This is a genomic window from Amycolatopsis sp. NPDC001319, assembly GCF_042896185.1.
In the GTDB taxonomy this organism is placed as follows: domain Bacteria; phylum Actinomycetota; class Actinomycetes; order Mycobacteriales; family Pseudonocardiaceae; genus Amycolatopsis.
On record NZ_JBIAWY010000014.1, the window covers coordinates 149,904 to 169,885 of the forward strand.

The window sequence follows — 19,982 nt, forward strand, 5'->3', positions numbered from 1 at the left end:
GTGATTCCTTTTCTGGGTGCGGGAACGGGGAAATCAGTGGAAGACGCCGTCGTGGACCTCGGCGACGTAGCCGCCGGGGAACTGCAGCAGGACACTGGTGCGGTCCTTGCTCCGGTACGGTCCGGAAAGGACGGTCGCGCCGCTGGCCGTGGCCTTCGCGACCGTGGCGTTGACGTCGGAGACGGTGTAACCGGTGGTGTCGCGGCCGTAGGGGTAGTTCCAGTCGCCGTTGTTCGCCAGCACCACGGTGTTGCCGAACGGGGTCTTGATCCGGACGCGGTGGTAGGTGGTGCCCGGAGCGCCGATCTCGCCGCCGTCGGCGTTGCGGACGTCGGAGATCACGGTGCCGCCGGTGAACCGCAGGTAGGAGGCGAGGAACGCGTTGACCGTGTCCTCGGACAGGTACACGCGGAACTCCGGCTGCGTGGTCAGCGGGGTGAAGCCGGACATGTCGAACTGCTTCCAGATCTGGGAGCTGAAGCCGCCCGGGAACCGGACCACGGCCTCCCGCCCGACCGGGCCCGTCCACGCGGAGACGGGCACGGTCGCGCCCGCGCGGTGGGCCACCTTCACCGCTTCGTCGGGGTCCTTCACGCCGAAGCCGGTCTGCTCCGAGCCGAACGGGAACGGCACGGGCGTCTGGTAGTCGTAGGCCGCGAGCAGCCCGACCGGCGAGTGGATGATCGAGGCCAGCGCCTTGCTCGGCGTCGGCGTGATCCCGAAGACGTTCTGGCCGTTGTCGGTGCCGCCGAAGGTCGCTTCCCAGCTCTTGATGAAGGCGGGCAGCTGACCGTGCTGCACGTACACGTGCGACGCGTCGTACTCCACGCCGAACGCCTGGGCCGGCGCACCGAACTGGGCCTGGGTGCCTTCGGCACTGCCGCTCGACACCGCCACCACGGCCCCGGCGACGGCCGCGGCGACCACGCCGAGGATCCCGGCGCGCTTCACGATCTTGCTCGTCATGACGTTTCTCCTCCCCTGCTGGTGGTCAGTTCTTGGCGTAACCGGCGGCGATCTGCCCGACCAGCACGGCGAACGGCATCTCCAGCGCCGCGTACACGTAGCCGGCCTGCGGGTCGCTGTTGTCCGCGAGGACCTCGACCATGGCGGTGGCGTAGTCGATGGGGATCACGCCCGCCTGCTGCATCCGCAACAGGCCCGCTTCGCGCTTCGTCCGCGAGAAGGTGCCCGACGCGTCGATGGCCGCGTAGGCGGCGAAACCCTCGGCGGTGACGCTGATGGCCGGGAACGCGAGGCACACCTCGGTGGAGACGCCGGCGAAGATCACCTTCTTGCGGCCGGTCGCGCGGATCGCGCCCTGCACGCGCTCGTCGTCCCACGCGTTCACGGTCGAGCGGTCCAGCAGCGGCAGGTCGTCGGGCAGCACCGCGGCCAGCTCGGGGATCAGCGGGCCCCACATGCCGTCCGCCTCGGTGGTGGTGACCACGATCGGCAGGCCGAGCACCTGCGCCGCCTTCGCCAGGCCCACGACGTTGTGCTTCAGCTCCTCCACCGCGATGTCGCGCACGCCGCTGTACAGCCCGACCTGGTGGTCGACCAGCACGACCACCGCGTTGTCCCGGGTCAACCGCTCGGTGAACTTGCTCTCAACCATGGGGAACTCCTCCTCGGTTACTTCGTCAATATACATGTTGGTCAATTTTTTTGACTAGTTGGCCGCGATTGTGGTGCGGTGACCCGAGATACCGAGCTTCCGGGCGACGGGTCGCAGCGAGAACGCCGCCAGCACGGCGATGAATGCGGTGAACGCGCCGGCCAGGACTCCGGTGTAGATCCGCCAGCCCGCCGGCTCCAGGAGCTGGAGCCACTTCTCCGTCAACGACACGCTCGCGGCCAGCGGGAACGTGAACGACCAGAAGCCCAGCGAGAAGGGCAGCTTCCGGTAGCGCGGCAGGAGCATCGCCTGCACCAGCAGCACGAGCACGCCGACCCCCGCGATCGCCTGGCCGATCGGGTCCACCGCGAATCCGTGCAAGGTGAACCACGCCAGCCCCGCAACCGCCGGTGGCGCGAGCAGGATCGCGGTGGTCGGCCGCAGCGCCTCGGGAAGCGGGCTGTGGAAGCTCAGGCGCTGCACGATGATCGGGGTCATCACCACCGAGAAGAACGCGCCGACGGCGAACAGGCCCCACGCCGGCCCGGGGTAGCCCAGCACGTGGGCGACGTCGGCGCCGATGAGGCCCGGCGCGACCGTCGGCAGCAGGTACCCGGCGTGCACGGCCTCCAGCCCGAGGCGCCCTTCGAACCACGACGCGAGGATCCAGGCGGCGAAGACCGTCGACGTCGCCAGCGCGAGGAGGTACAGGACCCGTCCGGCCACCGGGGACCACGTGAACAGGTCGGACGCCAGCAGCATCGCGACGACCGGGGCCAGCGAGGCGATCGGCCCCTGCGCGGGGTGGCGCAGGTGGTCGAGCAGCTGCTGTTCGCTCTTCAGGCCCCGCACCGCGTGGGCGATCATCAGCCAGACCCAGGCGATCGCCGCGACGGCCCAGAACGCCTGCGGTACCGCACGGGGCAACCCGAGTGCCGGCGCCGCCCTCGTCCACACCCCGGCGAGCCCGACCAGGCCGAAGCTGATCGCGAACGTCGTGAACGGGTACCGCGCCGGCGCGGTTGCGGCCGGCGGACCGCCGGTGGGCTCGGCCGACGGCGTGGCGGGGACGGCGGTGCTCGTCAACGGGTGCTCCAGGAAGAGTGGGATTCCGGGCCGCCCCCTCGGCGGCCCGGACCGTGCCGGAACCGCTGTCGTGCCCGGCGTTCGCGCTGAACGCCATCGTGCTCGGATCGGCCGCGTTCAGTGCCCGTCAGATGACGGGTCCGGAGACGGTCCCCGCCGCCGCCGACCGACTGGGCCCAATGGGATGACCCCCGGTCGGGCGACAGACACCTCCGGCACACCGCGACCAGCGACCGCACCGTCGTGTGGCGGTTCACCGCGCGGGCTCCGGCGAAGGAGGGTGTTGCCGAACCGCCCCGAGACCCCGCCGGAGAAGACGACCGTGACCGCTGCCGACGGACCGCCTGGACCGGCCGATCGAGGTGACGATCGACCCGATCCGCCTCGTCGCGCGCGTCGGCGCCGGCGTGTGCCGGCGCGACGTGTTCGGGGCCGCCGCGGAGTACGGCCTCAGCCCGGTCCTGCGCCGGCGCCACGGGTATGCGGCGGACCGGGTGCGCCTGGTCGAGATCGTGAGCCTCGACCGGGTGCGGTGAACGTCGAGCGCAAGCCGGAGCTGTTCCGGGCCCTGTGCCGCGGCAAGGCTAGCGTCGTCGTCACGGCGATGGTGGTCGACCTGGTCGGGCCTGGTTCCCCGGCCGCCATGGAACTGCGCGCGCTCGGCGGCGCTTATGACCGTGTGGCGCGCGTGCCGGGCGCCGTTCGCGGGCGGGGCGGGGCGTTGTGGCTGACCACCTACCGGTGACGGAGCCGGCCGGTACCGCCGAGCGATCCGGTCGCACCGCCGAGCATGGCGCCGGCTCGGAGTCCCCGGAGGTACTGCGGCGGTTTCCGGGGCACCACACGGAAAACGGGCCCTTCGGCGGGCGCGCTGCGGTAGGCCGTGAGCTCGCCGCGGGCCGGCACCGCGCAGTCGGCGACCTGGCCCTCGGTGGTCCCGACCAGCAAGCGTCCGGTCCCGGCCAGGGCCAGCGCCGAGCCCGTCGCCGGCAGCCCGGCCACGACGAGCGGGTGGGTCCAGAGCACCTCGCCGGTCATGGCGTCGAGCGCCACGAGCAGGCCGGAGCTCAGGCTGAGGTAGACGATCGCGGCGTCGGCTTCGATCGCCAGGACCTGGGCCCCGACCACGAACTGCCACCCGGCCTCGCCGTCCGGCAGTCGGCGCCGCGTCACGAGGGTGGCGGCGTGCCGGGCATCGGCCGCAGGGCCGTCGACGTCGAGCTCGGGCCCGGTGCGCAACCAGGAGGTCGCGTAGATCAAGGCGACGCCGTCGAGCTCGACCGCCGCCCCGATTTCCGTCAGGTCCGATTTCCGTCAGGTCCGCAGTTTCTTCCGACGGAGCCACGGGAAACAGCGGCAGCGCGGTCGGTTCGGCACCGTCGGGATCCACCACTGCGACCCAGCGTGCCCCGTCGCCGGAAACTCCGGTGACGTACGACGACGAGGCCCTCCGGACCGGCAACGCGGTGAAACCCCCCGGCGGCTCCCGGCGATCAGGAGCGGCGGAATCGCGCAGAGAACGAGACTCCGGACGCTCGACCGGCCGCTCACCGTCCATAGAGGACAAGACGGTCACCGGACCGCCTTCCGAAGACGCCGCGATCGCCCCGTCGGCAAGGGACTCCACGCGCCACACCGCACCGACCTCGCGCCACCCGGGGCTCAGGCCTTCGAGGTGCTCGCGCGCAAGGGTTTCGTCGCGGGGATCGTCGCTTTCGCGGCAGGGCCCGTCGAGCTCCTGCCAGGAGATCTCGCCGTCGCGGACCGACAACCAGTCGTCGCGTTCGAGCATCGCGTCGTAGCCGACGGTGTGGGACTCGCGGCCGAGCTCGTCCTCGTGCACGGGAGCGACGGCGAGATCCAGCACCCGGCCCTCGCGCCACCGGCGCCAGCGCACGGACCGGATCTCCCGGCTGTCGGCGAGCGCCGACACCGCGCGGCCGGAGCCGAAGTGCCACAACAGCAGCTGTCCGTAGTAGAAAAAGCCGCCGTCGTACCGCCCGGTCCCGACGGCCAGCAGCGGCAGCAGCGGGTGGAAGTCCACCGCGTGCACCGGAAACCGACTGCGCAGGAGCAGGCGGCAGGTCAGGTCCCGCCGGTCGCAGAGGCCGACCACGTGCGGCGACAGCCGGGTGCGCCCGTCCCATTCCCGCCACCCCTGCCGGCCGGCGACGGCGACGAGGCCGTGGTGCTCGCTTTCCTCGACCGTCACGGGGCGGCCGGTCTCGGCGAACGGGCCGGTGGCGAACACCCGGCGGACCGTCACCACCGCGTGGCCCCGTCGAGCATCAAACGGACGACGGCAGGGCGTCGAGCCACGAACGCGTGAGCCCGGCCCGGTCGGAAGTGCGCAGCAGCGCCGAAGGACCGCGCGAGGCCTCGTGGAAGACCGTGCGGGTGCCGCCGCTCGGCGCGTCGAGCAGGAGCCACGACTGGTAGAAGCTCAGCCGGTCGCTCACCGCGGCCCAGCCGAACCGGCTCGGCACGACCAGCTCGCCCACGATCCCGTCGAGGGTGTGCGGCGCCGCCACGACCACAAACCGGCCACCGACGATCAGCTCTTCGGAGACGTCGACCCGGTCCACGCCACGTTGCCACGTCGGCCACTCTGCCACCGTGACGAGCCGGGTGAACACCGCGTCGGCCGGTGCCGCCACGTGACGTTCGTGGCTGACGAAGCTGTCGCAACGGTCCGGCCCCCAGCCGGGCGGCCAGTGGACGTCCGGGTGTGCTCCTGTGCTCATACCCCCGAGAGTGGACTTCGCCGGTAGACACAGCACCCGTCACATGACTGGCTTGCCCGACCGGCCCCGGTCGTCATACGCGGTGAGGGCGTCGCGCAGCGCCGCGCGGGAGGTGATGCCCAGCTTGGGGAAGATCTTGTAGAGGTGATCGCCCACGGTGCGGTGGGAGATGAACAGCTTCTGCCCGATCTGCTTGTTGGTCAGGCCGGCGCCGGCCAGCTCCGCGATCTCGCGCTCCTGCGGCGTGAGCGGCGACTTGGTGTCCGGCGCCGACTGCCGCGTGACGCCGGTCGCGCGCAGTTCGTTGGCCGCGCGGTCCCGCCACGGGACGGCACCGAGCGCGGCCAGCGTGTCGTGCGCGATGGTCAGCTGCTCGCGGGCAGCGCTCGTGCTCCGCAGCCGGCGCAACCGTTCCCCGTACGCGAGGCGCACGCGGGCCAGGTCGAACGGCCAGCGGTCGAGTGCGGGACCGGACAGCGCCGCCTCGAACCGTTCTCGGGCGGTGTCGTCGTCCGCCGTCATCGCGGTCGCCGCCGCCGTGACCAGCCGCAGGCGGGGTGACAGCTTGCCCAGCCGGGCCTCGCGCAGTGCGGCCGCGTGCGCGTTCGCCTCGGCGCGGCGCCCGGTGATCAGCGCCGCTTCGACGAGGTCCGGCGCCACCCAGAGCGCGCTCGGGCGGTACCGCGCGAGGTCTCCCGCCGGGCTGACCTGCGTCGCGTGGTGGTAGGCGTCGTCGTACTCGCCGGCGCCGACGTCGGACAGCGCACGAGCCTGCCACGCGAAGTACGTGATGCCGGCGGCCTGGTGCGCGATCGCCCACCGCGTCATGTCGTCGGTCAGCTGCCGCGCGGCCTCGACCTCGCCACGGCCGGCGGCGACGAGGGCCTGCACCCAGTGGAAGTACCAGGGGAAGAAACGCAGGCCGTGCTCGGTGCAGACGGCGAGGCCCTCGTCGGCGAACTGCCACGCCTCGTCCCAGCGGCCCGACTGGAAGCCGTCGATCCCCAGGTGCATCAGCGCGCCCAGGTGGCGGCGGGCCGGTCCCTTGCCGGCGTGGCGCGACTGCGCGAGGTGCCGTTCGGCCTCCCGCAGCCGGGGCAGCCGGTCGGCGAACACGGCGGCGGTGCCGATGCGGATGAGCCGGGTCGGGTCCTCGTCGCCGCCCACGGTGTCGATCACGGCGTCGAGCTTGGCGACGTCGTCGTCGGTCGCGCGCGCCGGGTCGGAGAACACCGTCGCGTTCACGCGCAGCACCGGCGGCGGCTCCGGCTTCAGCCGCCCGACCAGGCGGTGGAAGGTCTCCCACGCCTGCCGCGTGCCGACGTACCAGCTGATCAGGAGCAGGTTGAGCAGCGCCTCCACGAGCACCGCGTCACCGGCGTCGAACCCGTGGTCGCCGGCCTCGACGGCCCCGGCCAGCAGCCGGTGGGCCGTGGTGACGTCGCCGTCGGAGTTGATCAGCAGGTGCGCCGCCGCGGCGGCGCCGGGCAGCGAATGTGTCGGCAGGGAGCCGGACCGGCGGGCGTCGCCCAGCAGGCGGCTGGCCGTGGCCAGCTCACCACCGGCGTCGGCTCCGACGTACGCGGCCTCGGCGAGCCGGCGGCCGCGGTCGGCCGGGTCGGGGCTGAGCTCGGCGGCGCGGGTCAGCGCGGCCACCGCGCCCAGTGCGTCGCCCTGGCGCAGCAGGGCCTGCGCCGTCTCGTCCAGCTGGGCCGCGATGTCGGCGTCGACGCCGACGGACGACTCGGCCAGGTGCCGCACGCGGCGTTCGGGCGTCGCGACGACTCCGGCCAGCGCGCGATGGGCCCAGCGCCGTTCGCGTTCCGCCGACGCCTCGACCACTGCGGCGCCGATCAGCGGGTGCCGGAAGCCGAGACGGGTGCCGCTCAGCTGCACCAGCCGGGCGGCTTCGGCCGGGGCCAGGTCGTCGAGGTCGCACGTCTCGCCGCCCGCGGTGCGCAACCGGGCCACCTCGACGCTGCCGCCGAGCGCCCCGAGCAGCATCATCAGCCGGCAGCGTTCCGGCAGGCCCCGCACCCGGGAGGTGAACAGCACCTGCAGCCGGTCCGACAGCGGCAGGACCTCGGGCAATGTGGTGAAGTCCGTCCGCTGGTCCCCGTCGAGCGCGGACGGCAGCTCCAGCAGTGCGAGCGGGTTGCCCGCGGCTTCGGCGAGCAGCCGGCTCCGCACGGCGGGCGCCAGCTCGGGGAAGTGCCGGTCCACGAGCGTGCGGGCCGCCCGCGCGGGCAGCGGGGGCAGCACGGCCTCGGCCAGCCCGCTGTCCTGGAAGAACCCGCGCTCGGCCGAACGGCAGGCGGCGAGGAAGACGATCGGGCTGCCGACCAGGCGGCGGGCGACGAAGCCGAGCACCTCGGCGCTGGCCCGGTCCACCCAGTGCAGGTCGTCGATCACGATCAGCAGTGGCGTTTCGGCCGCGACGGACCGCAGCCACAGCAGCGCCGCGTTCGACACCACGAGCCGGTCGGGTGCCGCGCCGACCTCGAAGCCGAGCGCGCACCGCAGCGCCGTGCGGTGGGTGTCGGTGAGGGCGGCCATCTCCTCGCCGAGCGGGAAGAGCAGCTGGTTGAGCGCGGAGTAGCCGACCTCGGCCTCGAACTGCGCGCCCGCCGCCCGCAGGACCCGCGTGCCGCGGCCGGCCTCCCCGGCGGCGAACTCGTCGAGCACGGCGCTCTTGCCGACCCCGGCCTCCCCCACCACCAGCAGGGCACCACCGCGCACGCCGGCGCCTTCGAAGAAGGAGCGGATCGAGGCGATCTCGTCGTCACGGCCGATCAGCGGCACGGCTCGGCCCTCCCGGGCTCCCGCAGCCGGTGCCACAGCCGCGCGCCGGTGCCGCCGGCCGGGCCGGAGCGACCGGCGCCGCCCGGAGCCGCGGCTAGCCTGCCGAAGCGGACAAGTTGGCGGGCCGCGCGGCGGTCCGAGCCGCCGTGCGCGTGTCCGATGCCGTGGGTCCGCACTCGTTCCTTCTTCAGGGCCGCCGTAATCGCCACCCGGGTCGATGAAATATTCACGACAAGCCGGATCGGCAGTGAAGCAGCAGAGACAGCGATCGATCCGGACAGTTCGTACTCGTCGTCGCGATCGGCGTCCAGAACCGCGCAACGATAGAAGTCATCTTAATGAACTACCTGATCTCAGGCGACACCGGGTTCGCCGAAAATCCAGTGACACCAACAAAATTCGACCTCGGTCAAACCACCCGCGGCCGCCTTCCGGTGTCCTCGGCTACCAGTCCATCCCACTCCGAAGGCGGCCGAGCGCCGGCAGAGATTCACCGAGGAATAAGCTGCCGGTAACCACGGTTACGGAGAGGCCCGCCGCGACACCTTCGGCGGAAGACGTGTTCGACATGAACGCCTTTCGGTTGATACTCATTCTCCGCTGACACATGATGGACTGGATCGCGAGAGGGGACTACGGATGATCGGCTCATTTTCTGTCGGGATCGGTTCATGGACGGGGTGAGCAGACTCATCCGGCTGGCGCACCTCGAGGGCCGTCTCGACGTGCGGTGCCTGATGGCCGGACAGTTCACTTTGGACCACGAGGCCGCGCCGCCGGGTGAGGTGCAGTTCCACCTTGTCCTGCAAGGACGCTGCACGGTGACCACCGGCACGTCCACAGTCGACCTGGGCCCGGGCGACTACCTCCTGCTCCCCCACGGCGACGCCCACACGGTGACCGCGGCCTCGGGCCGCCGGCGCCGGTTCGAGGAGGAGCCGGGCGCGACGTTCACCACGCGCAAGTCCCTCGGCGCCGAGCACGAGCTCGACCTGTTCTGCGGCCACTACCGCTTCGACTCGGCCGCGGGCGCGCTGCTGTTCCGCCTGCTGCCCTCGCTGGTGCACGTCACGATGGACCGCCCGGCGCTCGCGCTGGCCGACGTCCTGCGCGGCGAAGCGGATTCCGACGGACCCGGCACCGGCGCCATCGTGTGCTCGCTGTGCGACGCGCTGCTCGCCATGTCGCTGCGCAGCCGCCCCGACCAGCGGCTCGACACGCCCGCCCTGTGGACCGCCATGGGCGACGACGTGCTGGGCCGGGTGATCGCGCTGGTCGTGGAACGCCCGGGCGAGTCGTGGACCATCGACCGCATGGCGACGGAGGCGCGGATGTCGCGTGCCACGTTCCTGCGCCGCTTCACCGCCCGCACCGGCATCACGGTCGCGACGCTGCTCACCTCGATCCGGATGATGGTGGCCGCCGACCTGCTGACGCGCTCGGACCTCTCGGTGGCGCGCGTGGCGAGCGAGGTCGGGTACCGCTCGGAATCGGCCTTCGCGCAGGCGTTCCGTGCCACAGTGGGCACTCCGCCTGCCCGTTTCCGCAAGCACGCGGTGACGAGCCAGTGCACGCGGCAGTAGCCTGTCGTCGCATCTATTGACGGTAAAGATTCATGACCAGTCGGGAAATCCCGGTGCGGACGCACCGCCGGCGGCGCCGCGGCGGTGCGCGTCCCGGACAGCGCGGGCGGCACCGGAGAACGACCAGAACCAGGAGCAGACGATGTCCGTCGTCGAGATGACCACCTTCACGGTGGCCGAGGAGAACACCCGGGCGATGCTGGCCGCGCGCCCGGCGATGGTGGAGGCGTTCCGGGCCGACCGGCGCGGGTTCCTCTCCGCGCGGCTGGTGCGGGTGGCCGAGAACACGTGGCTGGACTTCGTCGAGTGGTCCGACGACGCCGCGTGGGACGAGTCGAAGGCCAAGGGCGCGAACCTGCCCGCGATCGGCGCGTTCTTCGCCACGATCGACGCGCTGGTGAGCGCCGAACGCGGCGTGCGCTACGACGACGCCCAGGAGACGCTCGCCGTCGAGCGCCGCGTGCGCACCGTGGCCTACGGGCCCGAGCCCTCGCAGGTCGGCGAGCTGTACCTGCCCGAGGGCACCGGACCGTTCCCGGTCGTGGTCGTCGTCCACGGCGGCTACTGGACCGCCATGTGGGACCGCCGCCAGATCACCGACGTCGTCGACGACTTCCTCGGCCGCGGGTACGCGGTGTGGAACATCGAGTACCGCCGCATCGGCGAGCCGGGCGGCGGCTGGCCCGGCACGTTCCTCGACATCGCGGCGGCCGTGGACGCGGTCGACGGGATGGATCCCGCGCTCGACCCGGGCCGGGTCGTCATCGTCGGGCACTCGGCCGGCGGGCACCTCACCACCTGGGCCGCCCACCGCGGCGCTCTGCCCGCCGAAGCTCCGGGCGCGAACCCGAAGGCGACCCCGCTCGGCATCGTCTCGCTCGCCGGCGCGCTCGACCTGAAGACGGGCGACGCCACCGGGTTCGGCACGGTGCTGGCCGACCCCGACGCCGAGCCGCCGAAGGACGCGCCCGAGGCCGCCCGTCCGGAAGTGTGGCCGATCGTCGCCGCGCAGGTCGCGGAGGGCATCGTGCCGCTCCTGGTCGGCGCGCACTACGCGGAGAACCCCGAGCGCTACGGCTGGACCTCCCCGCTCGAGCTGGCCAACCCCGGGGTTCCGGTGCTCGCCGTGCACGGCACCGCGGACGAGGCCGTGCCCGCCGACTGGAGCCGCCGTTACGCGGAGAAGACCAACGCCGGCGGCGGCAGCGCCCGCTACGTCGAGGTCGAGGGCGCGACCCACTTCGACGTGGTGCAGCCGGCCCACCCCGTGTGGCCGACGGTCACCGCGTGGATCGACGAGACGTTCACCAAGAACGCGTGACGAGCCGGGTGTCGTGCCGCCGGTCGGTGGCACGACACCCGCCGCTCATTCCGCCGTGCGCCAGCGGCCGCGGGTCAGCTCCGCGTAGTCGGTGAACTCCGGGAGCGCGCCCAGCTGCCGCAGCAACGCGAAGTCGTCGGCGAAGTACCAGTGCTCGGCGACGAGCCCGTCCTCGAACCGCCAGATCGCCATCTCGGTGATGTCGATGCGGTTGCCCGTCGCGGGAAAGCCGTAGAGCTCACCGGTGTGGGTGGCGGTCAGCGACCACACCGCCCACACGCGATCCCCCTTGGCCACGATGTCCTCGATGACGTCGTAGCGATCCGGCAGGGAGTCCTTGCGGTAGCCGCCCATGCCCAGGCCGGACAGCTCCGCCAGGGAGGCCATGCCGACGCGGTTCACGGTCGAGCCGGGCTTGAGGAACTGTGCGCGTTCTTCCAGCGGGACCGAGCGGAACTTCAGGACCAGGTCGATGTTGCGGCGTTCCTCCTCCGTGTACTCGGCATCCTGGTAATCGCCGCCGACGAGGTTCGTCACGAGGCTGCGGGTGTGCATGCGGTCGTCCTTTCGAGGTCGGTCAGGCCCGGACAAGTTCGGCTTCGATCACGATGTCCACGAGGTTCGACACCACCGCGCCGCCGCCGGCGAGCAGGCCGTCGAACTTCAGCCCGAACTCGCGCCGGTCGAGCGACGTCCGGGCGGAGAACCCGGCGCGCGTGGCGCCGCGGTGGTCGACGACACCGCCGGTGCGCACGGCGAGCTCGATCGGCCGCGTGACCCCGCGGATCGTCAAGCGGCCCGGCAACGTCCAATCGCCGGCGGAGAACCCGTCGCACGACGCGGTGAACTCCAGCTCGGGAAACCGTTCGGTGTCCAGGAAATCCACCGAGCGGATCAGCTCGTCCCGTTTCGGATGGCCCGAAGACGCGCTCGCGGTCGCGACGCGGACGTGCACCGACGCGCCCGACGGGGTCACCTCGACCTCGCCGTCGAGCACGTCGAACCGGCCCGTCACCCGCGCGATCGTCATGTGCACCACGGAAAACGCGACGAGGCTGTGCGCCGCGTCCACCGTCCAGGTCCCGGCCGGTGTCTCCAGCGGCCGGTGGGTGGTTTCGTCCACAGTGGTCAAGACGCCACCCCCACCGGCACGGCCGGCGAGGTGTTCGCGAACCGCGGCATCACGTGGTCGATGAACCGCTGCAACGAGCGGTTGCCGAGCGCGGGATCCATCTGCCCGTACAGGAAAACCAGCGCCAGGTGGCCGATGCCGCGCTCGGCGTGGGCCGCGATCTCGCGGGCGACGGTGTCGGCGCTGCCGACGATCATCGCCTTGCGCACGAACGCGTCCCGGTCACTGGCCGCGACGCCGACCACGCTGTTCCGGAACTTCGCCGCACCGGCCGCGCCCTGGAAGGCCTTGGCGGTCGACGCGTCGAGGTAGTCCAGCGCCGGCGTGACCTCGCGCAGCGCGGACTCGTCAGTTTCGCCGACGTAGATCATCTTCTGCACGAGCGACCAGTCGCGCGCGTCCTGAATGGTCTGTTCGTCGTGGCCTGAGCGGTCGAGCGCGTCGTGGTAAAGCGCCCACTTGCGCGCGGTCTCGTCGAGCTCGTCCCGCGCGGTCTGCAGTGCCCAGCCGCGGCCGGCCGCGTCGAGGATGCCCTGGTCGGACAGCGCGGCGCGCGCGAACCGGATCGACGGGCGGAAGCTGCCGGGCATGATGCGCCGGGTGAGCAGCCCGTTCGAGTGCGTGGTGGTGAAGCCGATCTCCACGCCGTCGTCGTCCCGCTTGTCCAGCGCCCGGAACGCGACGTCGAGCACCTCGTCCATCAGCGCCGCGCGGTTCGCGGTGTCGCGGCCGAGGCCCTGGTACTCGCGCGGCGAACCGCCCGTGCCGACACCGATGGTGCAGCGCCCGCGCGTGAGCAGGTCGAGCGTCGTGCACGCTTCGGCGAAGTTGAGCGGGTTCCACAGCGCCGGGACCGCGACCGAGATGATCGTGTGCAGGTTCTCCAGCTGCGGCGCGAGGTAGGCCCCGAAGGTGAACGGGTTGCCGTAGGTGTTGTAGCCGGTGAAGTGGTGCTCGGTGAGGCAGACGCCCGCGAAACCGCTGCGGTCCGCGATGCGCGCCTGCTCGGTCACGGCTTCGACGACTTCGAGGTCGTGCGCGCCGTCGGGCGACTGGGCGTTGAGGTAGATCGAGAACTTCATGTCTCCCCTTGGGTTCTGTGAGGTGTGCGGGGTTGTCTTCAGACGTCGCCGCGGATGTGCGCGGCGACGTCGGCGCGCAGGTGCACGAAGCGCGGGTCCGAGCGGGTGGTGATCTGGTCGCGCGGCGCGGGCAGGTCCACCGTCACCTGCTCGGCGACCGTGGCCGGCGGCCGGCTCAGCACGATCACCCGGTCGGACAGGTACACGCTCTCGTCGATGTCGTGCGTGACCACGAGGATCGTCATGCCGAACCGGTCGCGCACCGACAGAGTGAGGTCCTCGAGGTCGGCGCGGGTCTGGGCGTCGACGCTCGCGAACGGCTCGTCCATCAGCAGGATCCGTGGGCGGCAAGCCAGCGCGCGGGCGATGGCCACGCGCTGCTGCATGCCGCCCGAGAGCTGCCACGGGTACTTGCGCCGCGCGTCGCCCAGCCCGACCGCCGCCAGCGACTCGGCGGTGCGTTCCCGGCGTTCGGCCGCGGGCACGCCGGTGGCGCGCAACGGGAACTCGACGTTGCGGCCCACGCGCATCCACGGGAACAGCGAGCGGCTGTAGTCCTGGAAGACCATCGAGAGCCCGGCCGGCACGCCGTCCACGGGCTTGCCGAGCACGCACACCTCGCCCCGGCCGGGCCGCAGCAGCCCGGCGAGGCAGCGCAGCAGCGTCGACTTCCCCGTGCCGGACGGGCCGACGATCGTCAGCAGTTCGCCGTCGGCCGCGGTGAACGACACGTCGTGCAGCACCGGCTGCGGTTGCCCGGGATAGCTGTGGCCGAGGTCCGTGACCCGCAACGCGGGCTCGGCCGGCGCGTCCGGACCGCCCGCGAGCGGGCGGGCCGCGGCGTGGACCGGGTTCTGCATGGAGGTCATCACCAACTCCTGTCGCGTACTTCGGGGATCAGTCGTGCCGGGCCCGGCTGTGGCGGTGCCAGCGCAGCGCGCGGTGTTCGAGCGTGGTGAACACGGTGTTGAAGACGTAGCCGAGCACGCCGAGCGCGACCATCGCCGCCCACATGCCGGCGAACTCGAAGTGGCGCTGGGAGTCGACGAGGAAGAAGCCGAGCCCGCTGGTGGCGACGACCCACTCCGACAGCACCATCAGCACCAGTGCCAAGGAGAGCCCCACGCGCATGCCCGCCAGGATCGCCGGGGTCGCGTAGCAGAGGTCGACCTGCACGAGCCGGCGCACCGGTCCCAGGCGCAGCGTGCGGGCCGTGTCCCGCGCGACGGGGTCGATGGCGCCGGTCGCCTGCATCGCGTTGAGCAGTACGGGCCACGTGCAGCCGAACGCGATCACCAGCACGCGCATCACGTCGTTGGCGCCGAACACGATGAGGAACACCGGGAGGATGGCCGGCGTCGGCAGCGCGCGCAGGAACTGCGCCGCCGGGTCCACCATGCGCCGCACGGTGGGGAACGCGCCCGCCGACACCCCGATCACCGCGCCGAGCAGCGAGCCGCCGAGCCAGCCGATCAGCATCCGCACGAGGCTCGGCGCCACGTCCGTCCACAGTGGAGCCGAGATCCAGAGGTGGCTCGCCGGGCCGGCGAACCACAGCGTCCGCATGCGATCGAGGATCTGCAGCGGCGTCGGGAAGTACGGGTTGGCCGCGGCCTCGGTGGCGCGCTGCCAGACCCAGCACAGCACGGCCAGCAGGCCGAACCGCAGCAGGAACCGGCCCGCGACCACCGAGACGGTCCGCAGTGGACGCATCGAAACCGGTGCCGGTGAAAGCACGGCACTCATCGCGGTTCTCCTTCGCTCCACGGCAGGAACCGTCGTTCCAGGGCCCGGGCGGCCCCGTTCACGACCAGCCCCAGCAACCCCGCCGCGCACACGGCGGCGAACGCGTAGTCGGTATGGCTGCCGCCCTGGGTCGCGGCGAGCAGGTAGGCCCCCACGCCGCTGTCGGTGCCGATGAGCAGCTCGGCGGCCACGGCGATCACGAGCGCGAGCCCGATCGACACCCGGACGCCGGCCGCGATCACCGGCGCGGCCGAGGGCAGCACGATCTCGGCGAGCCGGCGCGGCAGCCGCGCGCCGTAGAGGCGGGCCGTCTGCAACGCGACGCCGTCGACGTCGCGGACTCCGTGGATCGTGTTGAGCAGCACCGGCCACACCGTGGCGCTCACGATCGTGATCACCACCGACGCGCGGCCCGTGCCGGTCACCAGGACCAGCAGCGGCACGATCGCCACCGCGGGCACCGGCCGCAGCAGGTCCACGACGATCCGCGTCGCGGTGTGCGCGGCCGGGACGAGCCCGAGGACCAGGCCCACGACCAGACCGGCCGGCACGGCGATCACCAGCGCGAGCAACGCCGAACCCGCGGTGGCGCCGAGGTCGGCCAGGAACGGCGCGTTGGTGAGCAGCTCCCCCAGCCGCGTGAGGATCACGCTCGCGGGCGGCAGGTACTGCGTGCTCACCAGGCCCGAACGGGCGACCACCTCCTCGGCCGCGGCGAGCAGGACCAGGCCGGAGAGCCCGAGCACGAAGGTGGACAGTGCGGGGCGGTGCCCCCGGCGCGGGCCGGCGCGCCGGGGCAGGACGTCGAGCGACATGGGACTGGTGTCCTTTCCGGCGTCAGCGGTCCGCGGCCATCACGCCGGCGGGCAGCGCCGTGCTGGTGAGCATCCCGGCCTGCTGCATGAGCTCCGCCAGCTTCCGCAGCGGCGCCGTGTCGGTCACGTTCGTGGCGAACCCGGGCAGCTTCATGCCGGCGGCCAGCGACGCGTCGACGCGCGTGAACGTCGGCACGGCCTTGCGCAAGGCGTCGGGATCGGCGTTGAGCGCGGTGTTCTCGGCCGCCAGGGCCTTGCGGAAGGCCGCGATCACGTCCGGATGCTGCTCGGCGTAGCTCGTGGTGGTCACGTAGACGCCGACGAGCGTGTCGGTGAGCGGGCCGGTGAACTGGTCGGAGACGCTTCGCGTGCGCACCATCTTGCGGATCGTCGAGAGGAACGGCTCCGGCGCGCAGACGGCGTCGACGATCCCGCGCTGCAACGCGCTGCCCTCGTCCGGCAGCGCGACCGGCACGAGCTTCACCGACTTCGGGTCCAGCCCCGCCACCCGCAGCTGCGCGGGAATGGTGAGGGCGCAGCTCGAAGTCGTGCCGGGGATGGCGACGCTGTGGCCGGGCAGATCCCGCAACGACCGGATCGGCGAGTCGGCCTTGGCGAGCACGTCGAGCTGGCCCGGCCGGCCGAGGTCGCTGAGCCCCACGACCGTGACGGCGAGCTTCTTCTGCACGGCGAGCAGGTAGTCGGCCGCGTTGTCCCAGACGATCGGGTACGCGTTGCCGAGCAGGCCCACCAGCGGCGAGTCGGAGCTCGTGTGGTTGTGCGCCTGCACCGTGACGCCGGCCTTGGCGAACCCGCCGTTGCGGGCGCCGAGGTAGACCGCCGACGACGAGGTGGTCGCCGGAGCGTCCACCACGACCGCCGCGCCGCCCGGCGCCGGACCGGAGCCCGAACCCGAGCCGGGTGCGGCCGTGGTGTCCGTGGTGGAGCACGCCGAGGTGACCGCCAGGGCCGCGACGCCGGCGAGCGCCGCCGCGATCCGTTTCCGGGCCCGTGTCCGCGCCTTGCCAGAGTTGCCGGTGTTGTCCGCCATGCCGATTCCGCCTTCCGCAGTACCGCGCTGCTGTGAAAGGCATGGAAGACCGCGGGTGTGACGTGGACAACGCCCTTGTGCAAGTTTCCACATCCGGTTGCCGCGGGTGGTCCCGCGGCGGCGACATGGAACCATGACTTCTTCGACTCCGCCCTCGCCGGGCGCGGCGCTGGGTTCGGCCCGGTCGATGTCCGCCCCCGTCCACCTCGCCGGCTACGGCGTGGACGCCAGCCGGTTCCGCGGCCTGGCCGCCTCGCTCCCGACGTCGGTCAGCGTCATCACCACGACCGCCGAAGACGGCTCACCGATCGGTATGACGTCGGGCACGGTGTGCAGCCTGTCGTGCGAACCGCCGCTGCTGCTGGTGTGCCTCGGCAAGGCTTCGCGGACGCTGCAGGCGATCCGCGACCGCGGGCGTTTCGGCGTGAACGTGCTCGACAGCAACGGTTCCGAGCTTTCCGCACACTTCGCGAGCCGGGCGGAGGACAAGTTCGCCACCACGGGCTGGCACCGCGGCCGGCACGGCTCGCCCGTGCTGGAGGACTCCGTGATGGCGTTCCTGGAGTGCGAGCTCTACCAGGTGGTCGACGGCGGGGACCACGCCATCGTCGTCGGGCTCATCATGGACGGGGAACACACGGACGCGTCGCCGTTGGTGTATTTCCGCCGCAGCTACTCGGGTTTCGGGGAATCCGGCGCGTGAGGTCAACGGCCGGCCTTGCGCCGCAACCGTTCCTCGTCGTGCACCACGAGCTCACGCGACTCCAGCGTCACCACGCCCAGGCGCGCCATGTCCTTCAGCGCCTTGTTCACGCTCTCACGCGAGGCGCCGACGTAGTGCGCCCACTGCTCCTGCGTGAGGTCGTGCCGCACGCGGATGCCGTCGGGGCCGCGCACCCCGATGCGGTCGGCCAGCTCGACGATCCCAGCCGCGACGCGCCCGCTGATGTCGGGGTTGAGCAGCGAGCCCACGGTCTCGTTGATCCGCCGCACCTGCGCCGAAAGGAACCGCACCACGGCCGCCCCGATCCGTGGGTCGCTCAGCACCCACTCGCGCAGCCGGGCCGCCGGCAGGGCGATCACGTCGGCGTCGCTGATCGCCACGGCGTCGGACACCCGCGCGTTGCCCTCGAACACGCTGGTGATGCCGAACGGGTCACCGGGCAGGAACAACGTCATCAGCCGTTCGCGGCCCGTGGGGGTCGTCCGTCCCATCGCGACCTTCCCGGCCACGACGAGGTAACCGAAGGGCGCCGGCTCCCCGGTCTGGAAGATGACCTCACCACGCGGGTAGTGGCGCGCCGTCCGCTTTCGAGCAGGCCGGCCACCAGGTCGGCCGGCATCCCCGCGAAGAACGGGCTCACGACCGCGCCACCCGCCGCGGAGCGGAAGCGCTCCGCGGGCGGAAGGGCGCCGGCCGGGTTCATCCGAGCAGTGTAAGCACCGGCACCGGCGATTCACGCGTTCCGCGGCGCCGCGAACAGCAGCCGAGTTCGCCGGGGAACACCGACGACGTGCGGCTCAGTGCGTCCTGACCGGCGGCGTGCCGAGGACCTCGTTGAACGCCTCCGACGACGAGGGGTGCGTGTAGACGGCGTCGCGCAGCTCGCTCGCGGTCACGTCGTGGCGCATGGCGAGCGTGACGAGGTTGATCAGCTCCTGCGAGTCGACGCTCAGCAGCGTCGCACCCACGATCAGGTCGGTTTCGCGGTCGACGACGAACTTCATCAACCCGCGCGTTTCGCCGACGATCTTGGACCGCGGCATGGCGGCGATGTCGGCGATGGCCTTCTCCACGACCTTCACCGGCAGCCCGCGCGCCACGGCCTCGCGCTCGGTGAGGCCCACGCGCGAGAGCGCCGGGCTCATGAACACCGTGTACGGGATGAACTTCCGGTCCGTTGTGGACCGCTTGCCGGTGCCGAGGAGCTGGTCGGCCACGATGCGGTAGTCGTCGAGCGAGATGTAGGTGAACTGCGGGCCGCCGTTGACGTCGCCGATCGCGAAGATGTGCGGCTGGCTGGTGCGCAGGTGCTCGTCGACCTCGACGGCACCGGTGCCGGTGATGCGCACGCCGGCGCGGCCCAGCCCCAGTCCCTCGGTGGCGGGCGTGCGGCCGGTCGCGGCCAGCACCTCGTCGGCCGCGAGCGTGTGCGTCTCGCCGTCGATCTCGTAGGTGATCTCCACGCCGTTGTCGATGTCGCGGACGCCGGTCACGTGGGCGCCGGAGACGAACTCGACACCGGCTCCGCGCAGGATGCCGGTGGCCGCCGCGGCGATGTCCTCGTCCTCGCGGGGCATGATCCGCGGCGCGGCGTCGAGCACGGTGACGGCGCTGCCGAACTGGGCGTAGGTCGAGGCGAACTCCACGCCGACGTAGCCGCCGCCGAGGATGGCCAGGCGCTTCGGCAGGTGGTCGAGGTCGATCAGGTCGGTGCTGGTCAGCAGGCGGGTGCTCTCGCGCAGGCCGGGGATGGCCGGGACCGACGGCACGGCCCCGGTGTTGATCACGATCGTGTCCGCCGTGATGCGCAGCACGTCGTCCCCGGCCGCGACCCGCACGGTCTTGGGGTCGAGGAACGTCGCCTTGCCGGTGATCACGGTGACGGCGTCGATCGTGTCGAGCATGGCGAAGTTCTTGCCGCGCATCGCCGCGGTGAGCGCGCGCGTGGCCTCGACCGCCTTGCGGTGGCGCTCGGGCGGGGTGCCGGTGCCGGGGTGCTCGGCGTGGTGGACGAGCGACTTGGTGGGCACGCAGCCGATGTTGATGCAGGTGCCGCCGTACATCTGGGCGGACTGCTCGATCATCGCGACGCGCTTGCCGAGCTTCCCCAGAGCCGCGGCCAGCGTCTTGCCGCCCTTGCCGAACCCGATGACCACCAGGTCGAAGTGCATGTCGTCCATACGGTCCAGCATTCGCCTCCGCAAGAGGCCCGACTACGCATGAAAAGATCAATTTTCGCCGAGATCGGATCAACCCGGACCGGCTCCGGGCGACCGTC

At 72.0% G+C, this 19,982-nt stretch carries 20 protein-coding genes; 5 read left to right on the forward strand and 15 right to left on the reverse strand.

Annotation, left to right across the window (positions count from 1 at the left end; translation table 11 throughout):
- Window positions 1-33: 33 nt before the first annotated feature.
- From ACFY1H_RS40120 to ACFY1H_RS40130, 3 genes are read right to left on the reverse strand one after another with little or no spacing between them, the layout of a single operon-like run.
- Window positions 34-966 carry a hypothetical protein gene (locus ACFY1H_RS40120; protein WP_386955384.1) on the reverse strand — a complete coding sequence of 311 codons (933 nt, stop codon included), beginning with the start codon at window positions 964-966 and terminating at the stop codon, window positions 34-36.
- Window positions 967-991: 25 nt separating this feature from the next.
- The gene (locus tag ACFY1H_RS40125) at window positions 992-1,618 is read right to left on the reverse strand and encodes an isochorismatase family protein (RefSeq protein ID WP_386955386.1); all 627 of its coding nucleotides are present in this window, start codon (window positions 1,616-1,618) and stop codon (window positions 992-994) included.
- A gap of 54 nt (window positions 1,619-1,672) precedes the next feature.
- The gene (locus ACFY1H_RS40130) at window positions 1,673-2,704 is read right to left on the reverse strand and encodes a hypothetical protein (protein WP_386955388.1); all 1,032 of its coding nucleotides are present in this window, start codon (window positions 2,702-2,704) and stop codon (window positions 1,673-1,675) included.
- Window positions 2,705-3,066: 362 nt separating this feature from the next.
- Here ACFY1H_RS40130 and ACFY1H_RS40135 point away from each other — a divergent pair, with 362 nt between their 5' ends.
- Window positions 3,067-3,240 carry a hypothetical protein gene (locus ACFY1H_RS40135; protein ID WP_386955390.1) on the forward strand — a complete coding sequence of 58 codons (174 nt, stop codon included), beginning with the start codon at window positions 3,067-3,069 and terminating at the stop codon, window positions 3,238-3,240.
- Window positions 3,237-3,449, forward strand: a complete 213-nt coding sequence (locus ACFY1H_RS40140; protein WP_386955392.1) for a hypothetical protein — start codon at window positions 3,237-3,239, stop codon at window positions 3,447-3,449. Before ACFY1H_RS40135 ends, ACFY1H_RS40140 begins: the two co-directional genes overlap by 4 nt.
- On the opposite strand, the gene ACFY1H_RS40145 is transcribed toward ACFY1H_RS40140, so the two are convergent.
- From ACFY1H_RS40145 to ACFY1H_RS40155, 3 genes are all read right to left on the reverse strand, one after another.
- Window positions 3,440-3,964, reverse strand: coding sequence for a hypothetical protein (locus ACFY1H_RS40145; RefSeq protein WP_386955393.1), 525 nt, complete (start codon window positions 3,962-3,964; stop codon window positions 3,440-3,442). The genes ACFY1H_RS40140 and ACFY1H_RS40145 overlap by 10 nt on opposite strands.
- A 1,028-nt stretch (window positions 3,965-4,992) precedes the next feature.
- Complete coding sequence (locus ACFY1H_RS40150) at window positions 4,993-5,448, reverse strand: SRPBCC family protein (protein WP_386955395.1); 456 nt, start codon at window positions 5,446-5,448, stop codon at window positions 4,993-4,995.
- A 39-nt stretch (window positions 5,449-5,487) separates the two neighbouring features.
- Window positions 5,488-8,250 (reverse strand): AAA family ATPase, encoded by a 2,763-nt coding sequence (locus ACFY1H_RS40155; protein ID WP_386955396.1) that lies wholly within the window; start codon window positions 8,248-8,250, stop codon window positions 5,488-5,490.
- Window positions 8,251-8,930: 680 nt separating this feature from the next.
- Here ACFY1H_RS40155 and ACFY1H_RS40160 point away from each other — a divergent pair.
- Together ACFY1H_RS40160 and ACFY1H_RS40165 are read left to right on the forward strand one after the other, a co-directional pair.
- A complete protein-coding gene (locus tag ACFY1H_RS40160; RefSeq protein ID WP_386955398.1) occupies window positions 8,931-9,833 on the forward strand; it encodes a cupin domain-containing protein in 903 nt (300 codons plus the stop codon).
- A 142-nt stretch (window positions 9,834-9,975) separates the two neighbouring features.
- Window positions 9,976-11,154 carry an alpha/beta hydrolase family protein gene (locus tag ACFY1H_RS40165; RefSeq protein WP_386955399.1) on the forward strand — a complete coding sequence of 393 codons (1,179 nt, stop codon included), beginning with the start codon at window positions 9,976-9,978 and terminating at the stop codon, window positions 11,152-11,154.
- Between the two features lie 45 nt (window positions 11,155-11,199).
- On the opposite strand, the gene ACFY1H_RS40170 is transcribed toward ACFY1H_RS40165, so the two are convergent.
- From ACFY1H_RS40170 to ACFY1H_RS40200, 7 genes are read right to left on the reverse strand one after another with little or no spacing between them, the layout of a single operon-like run.
- Window positions 11,200-11,709 carry an ester cyclase gene (locus ACFY1H_RS40170; RefSeq protein WP_386955401.1) on the reverse strand — a complete coding sequence of 170 codons (510 nt, stop codon included), beginning with the start codon at window positions 11,707-11,709 and terminating at the stop codon, window positions 11,200-11,202.
- 22 nt (window positions 11,710-11,731) lie between these two features.
- The gene (locus ACFY1H_RS40175) at window positions 11,732-12,277 is read right to left on the reverse strand and encodes a YceI family protein (RefSeq protein ID WP_386955508.1); all 546 of its coding nucleotides are present in this window, start codon (window positions 12,275-12,277) and stop codon (window positions 11,732-11,734) included.
- A 5-nt stretch (window positions 12,278-12,282) separates the two neighbouring features.
- A complete protein-coding gene (locus ACFY1H_RS40180) occupies window positions 12,283-13,368 on the reverse strand; it encodes an LLM class flavin-dependent oxidoreductase (protein ID WP_386955403.1) in 1,086 nt (361 codons plus the stop codon).
- 38 nt (window positions 13,369-13,406) lie between these two features.
- Window positions 13,407-14,237 (reverse strand): ABC transporter ATP-binding protein, encoded by an 831-nt coding sequence (locus tag ACFY1H_RS40185; protein ID WP_386955404.1) that lies wholly within the window; start codon window positions 14,235-14,237, stop codon window positions 13,407-13,409.
- Window positions 14,238-14,265: 28 nt separating this feature from the next.
- Window positions 14,266-15,114, reverse strand: coding sequence for an ABC transporter permease (locus ACFY1H_RS40190; protein WP_386955406.1), 849 nt, complete (start codon window positions 15,112-15,114; stop codon window positions 14,266-14,268).
- Window positions 15,111-15,929, reverse strand: coding sequence for an ABC transporter permease (locus ACFY1H_RS40195; RefSeq protein ID WP_386955408.1), 819 nt, complete (start codon window positions 15,927-15,929; stop codon window positions 15,111-15,113). Before ACFY1H_RS40195 ends, ACFY1H_RS40190 begins: the two co-directional genes overlap by 4 nt.
- A gap of 22 nt (window positions 15,930-15,951) precedes the next feature.
- Complete coding sequence (locus ACFY1H_RS40200) at window positions 15,952-16,980, reverse strand: ABC transporter substrate-binding protein (protein ID WP_386955410.1); 1,029 nt, start codon at window positions 16,978-16,980, stop codon at window positions 15,952-15,954.
- 133 nt (window positions 16,981-17,113) lie between these two features.
- Here ACFY1H_RS40200 and ACFY1H_RS40205 point away from each other — a divergent pair, with 133 nt between their 5' ends.
- Complete coding sequence (locus ACFY1H_RS40205; protein ID WP_386955412.1) at window positions 17,114-17,683, forward strand: flavin reductase family protein; 570 nt, start codon at window positions 17,114-17,116, stop codon at window positions 17,681-17,683.
- Between the two features lie 2 nt (window positions 17,684-17,685).
- Here ACFY1H_RS40205 and ACFY1H_RS40210 read toward each other — a convergent pair whose 3' ends face one another.
- Both ACFY1H_RS40210 and ACFY1H_RS40215 read right to left on the reverse strand, forming a co-directional pair.
- The gene (locus ACFY1H_RS40210) at window positions 17,686-18,441 is read right to left on the reverse strand and encodes a Crp/Fnr family transcriptional regulator (RefSeq protein ID WP_386955414.1); all 756 of its coding nucleotides are present in this window, start codon (window positions 18,439-18,441) and stop codon (window positions 17,686-17,688) included.
- Between the two features lie 60 nt (window positions 18,442-18,501).
- A complete protein-coding gene (locus tag ACFY1H_RS40215) occupies window positions 18,502-19,896 on the reverse strand; it encodes an FAD-dependent oxidoreductase (protein WP_386955416.1) in 1,395 nt (464 codons plus the stop codon).
- Between the last annotated feature and the right edge of the window lie 86 nt (window positions 19,897-19,982).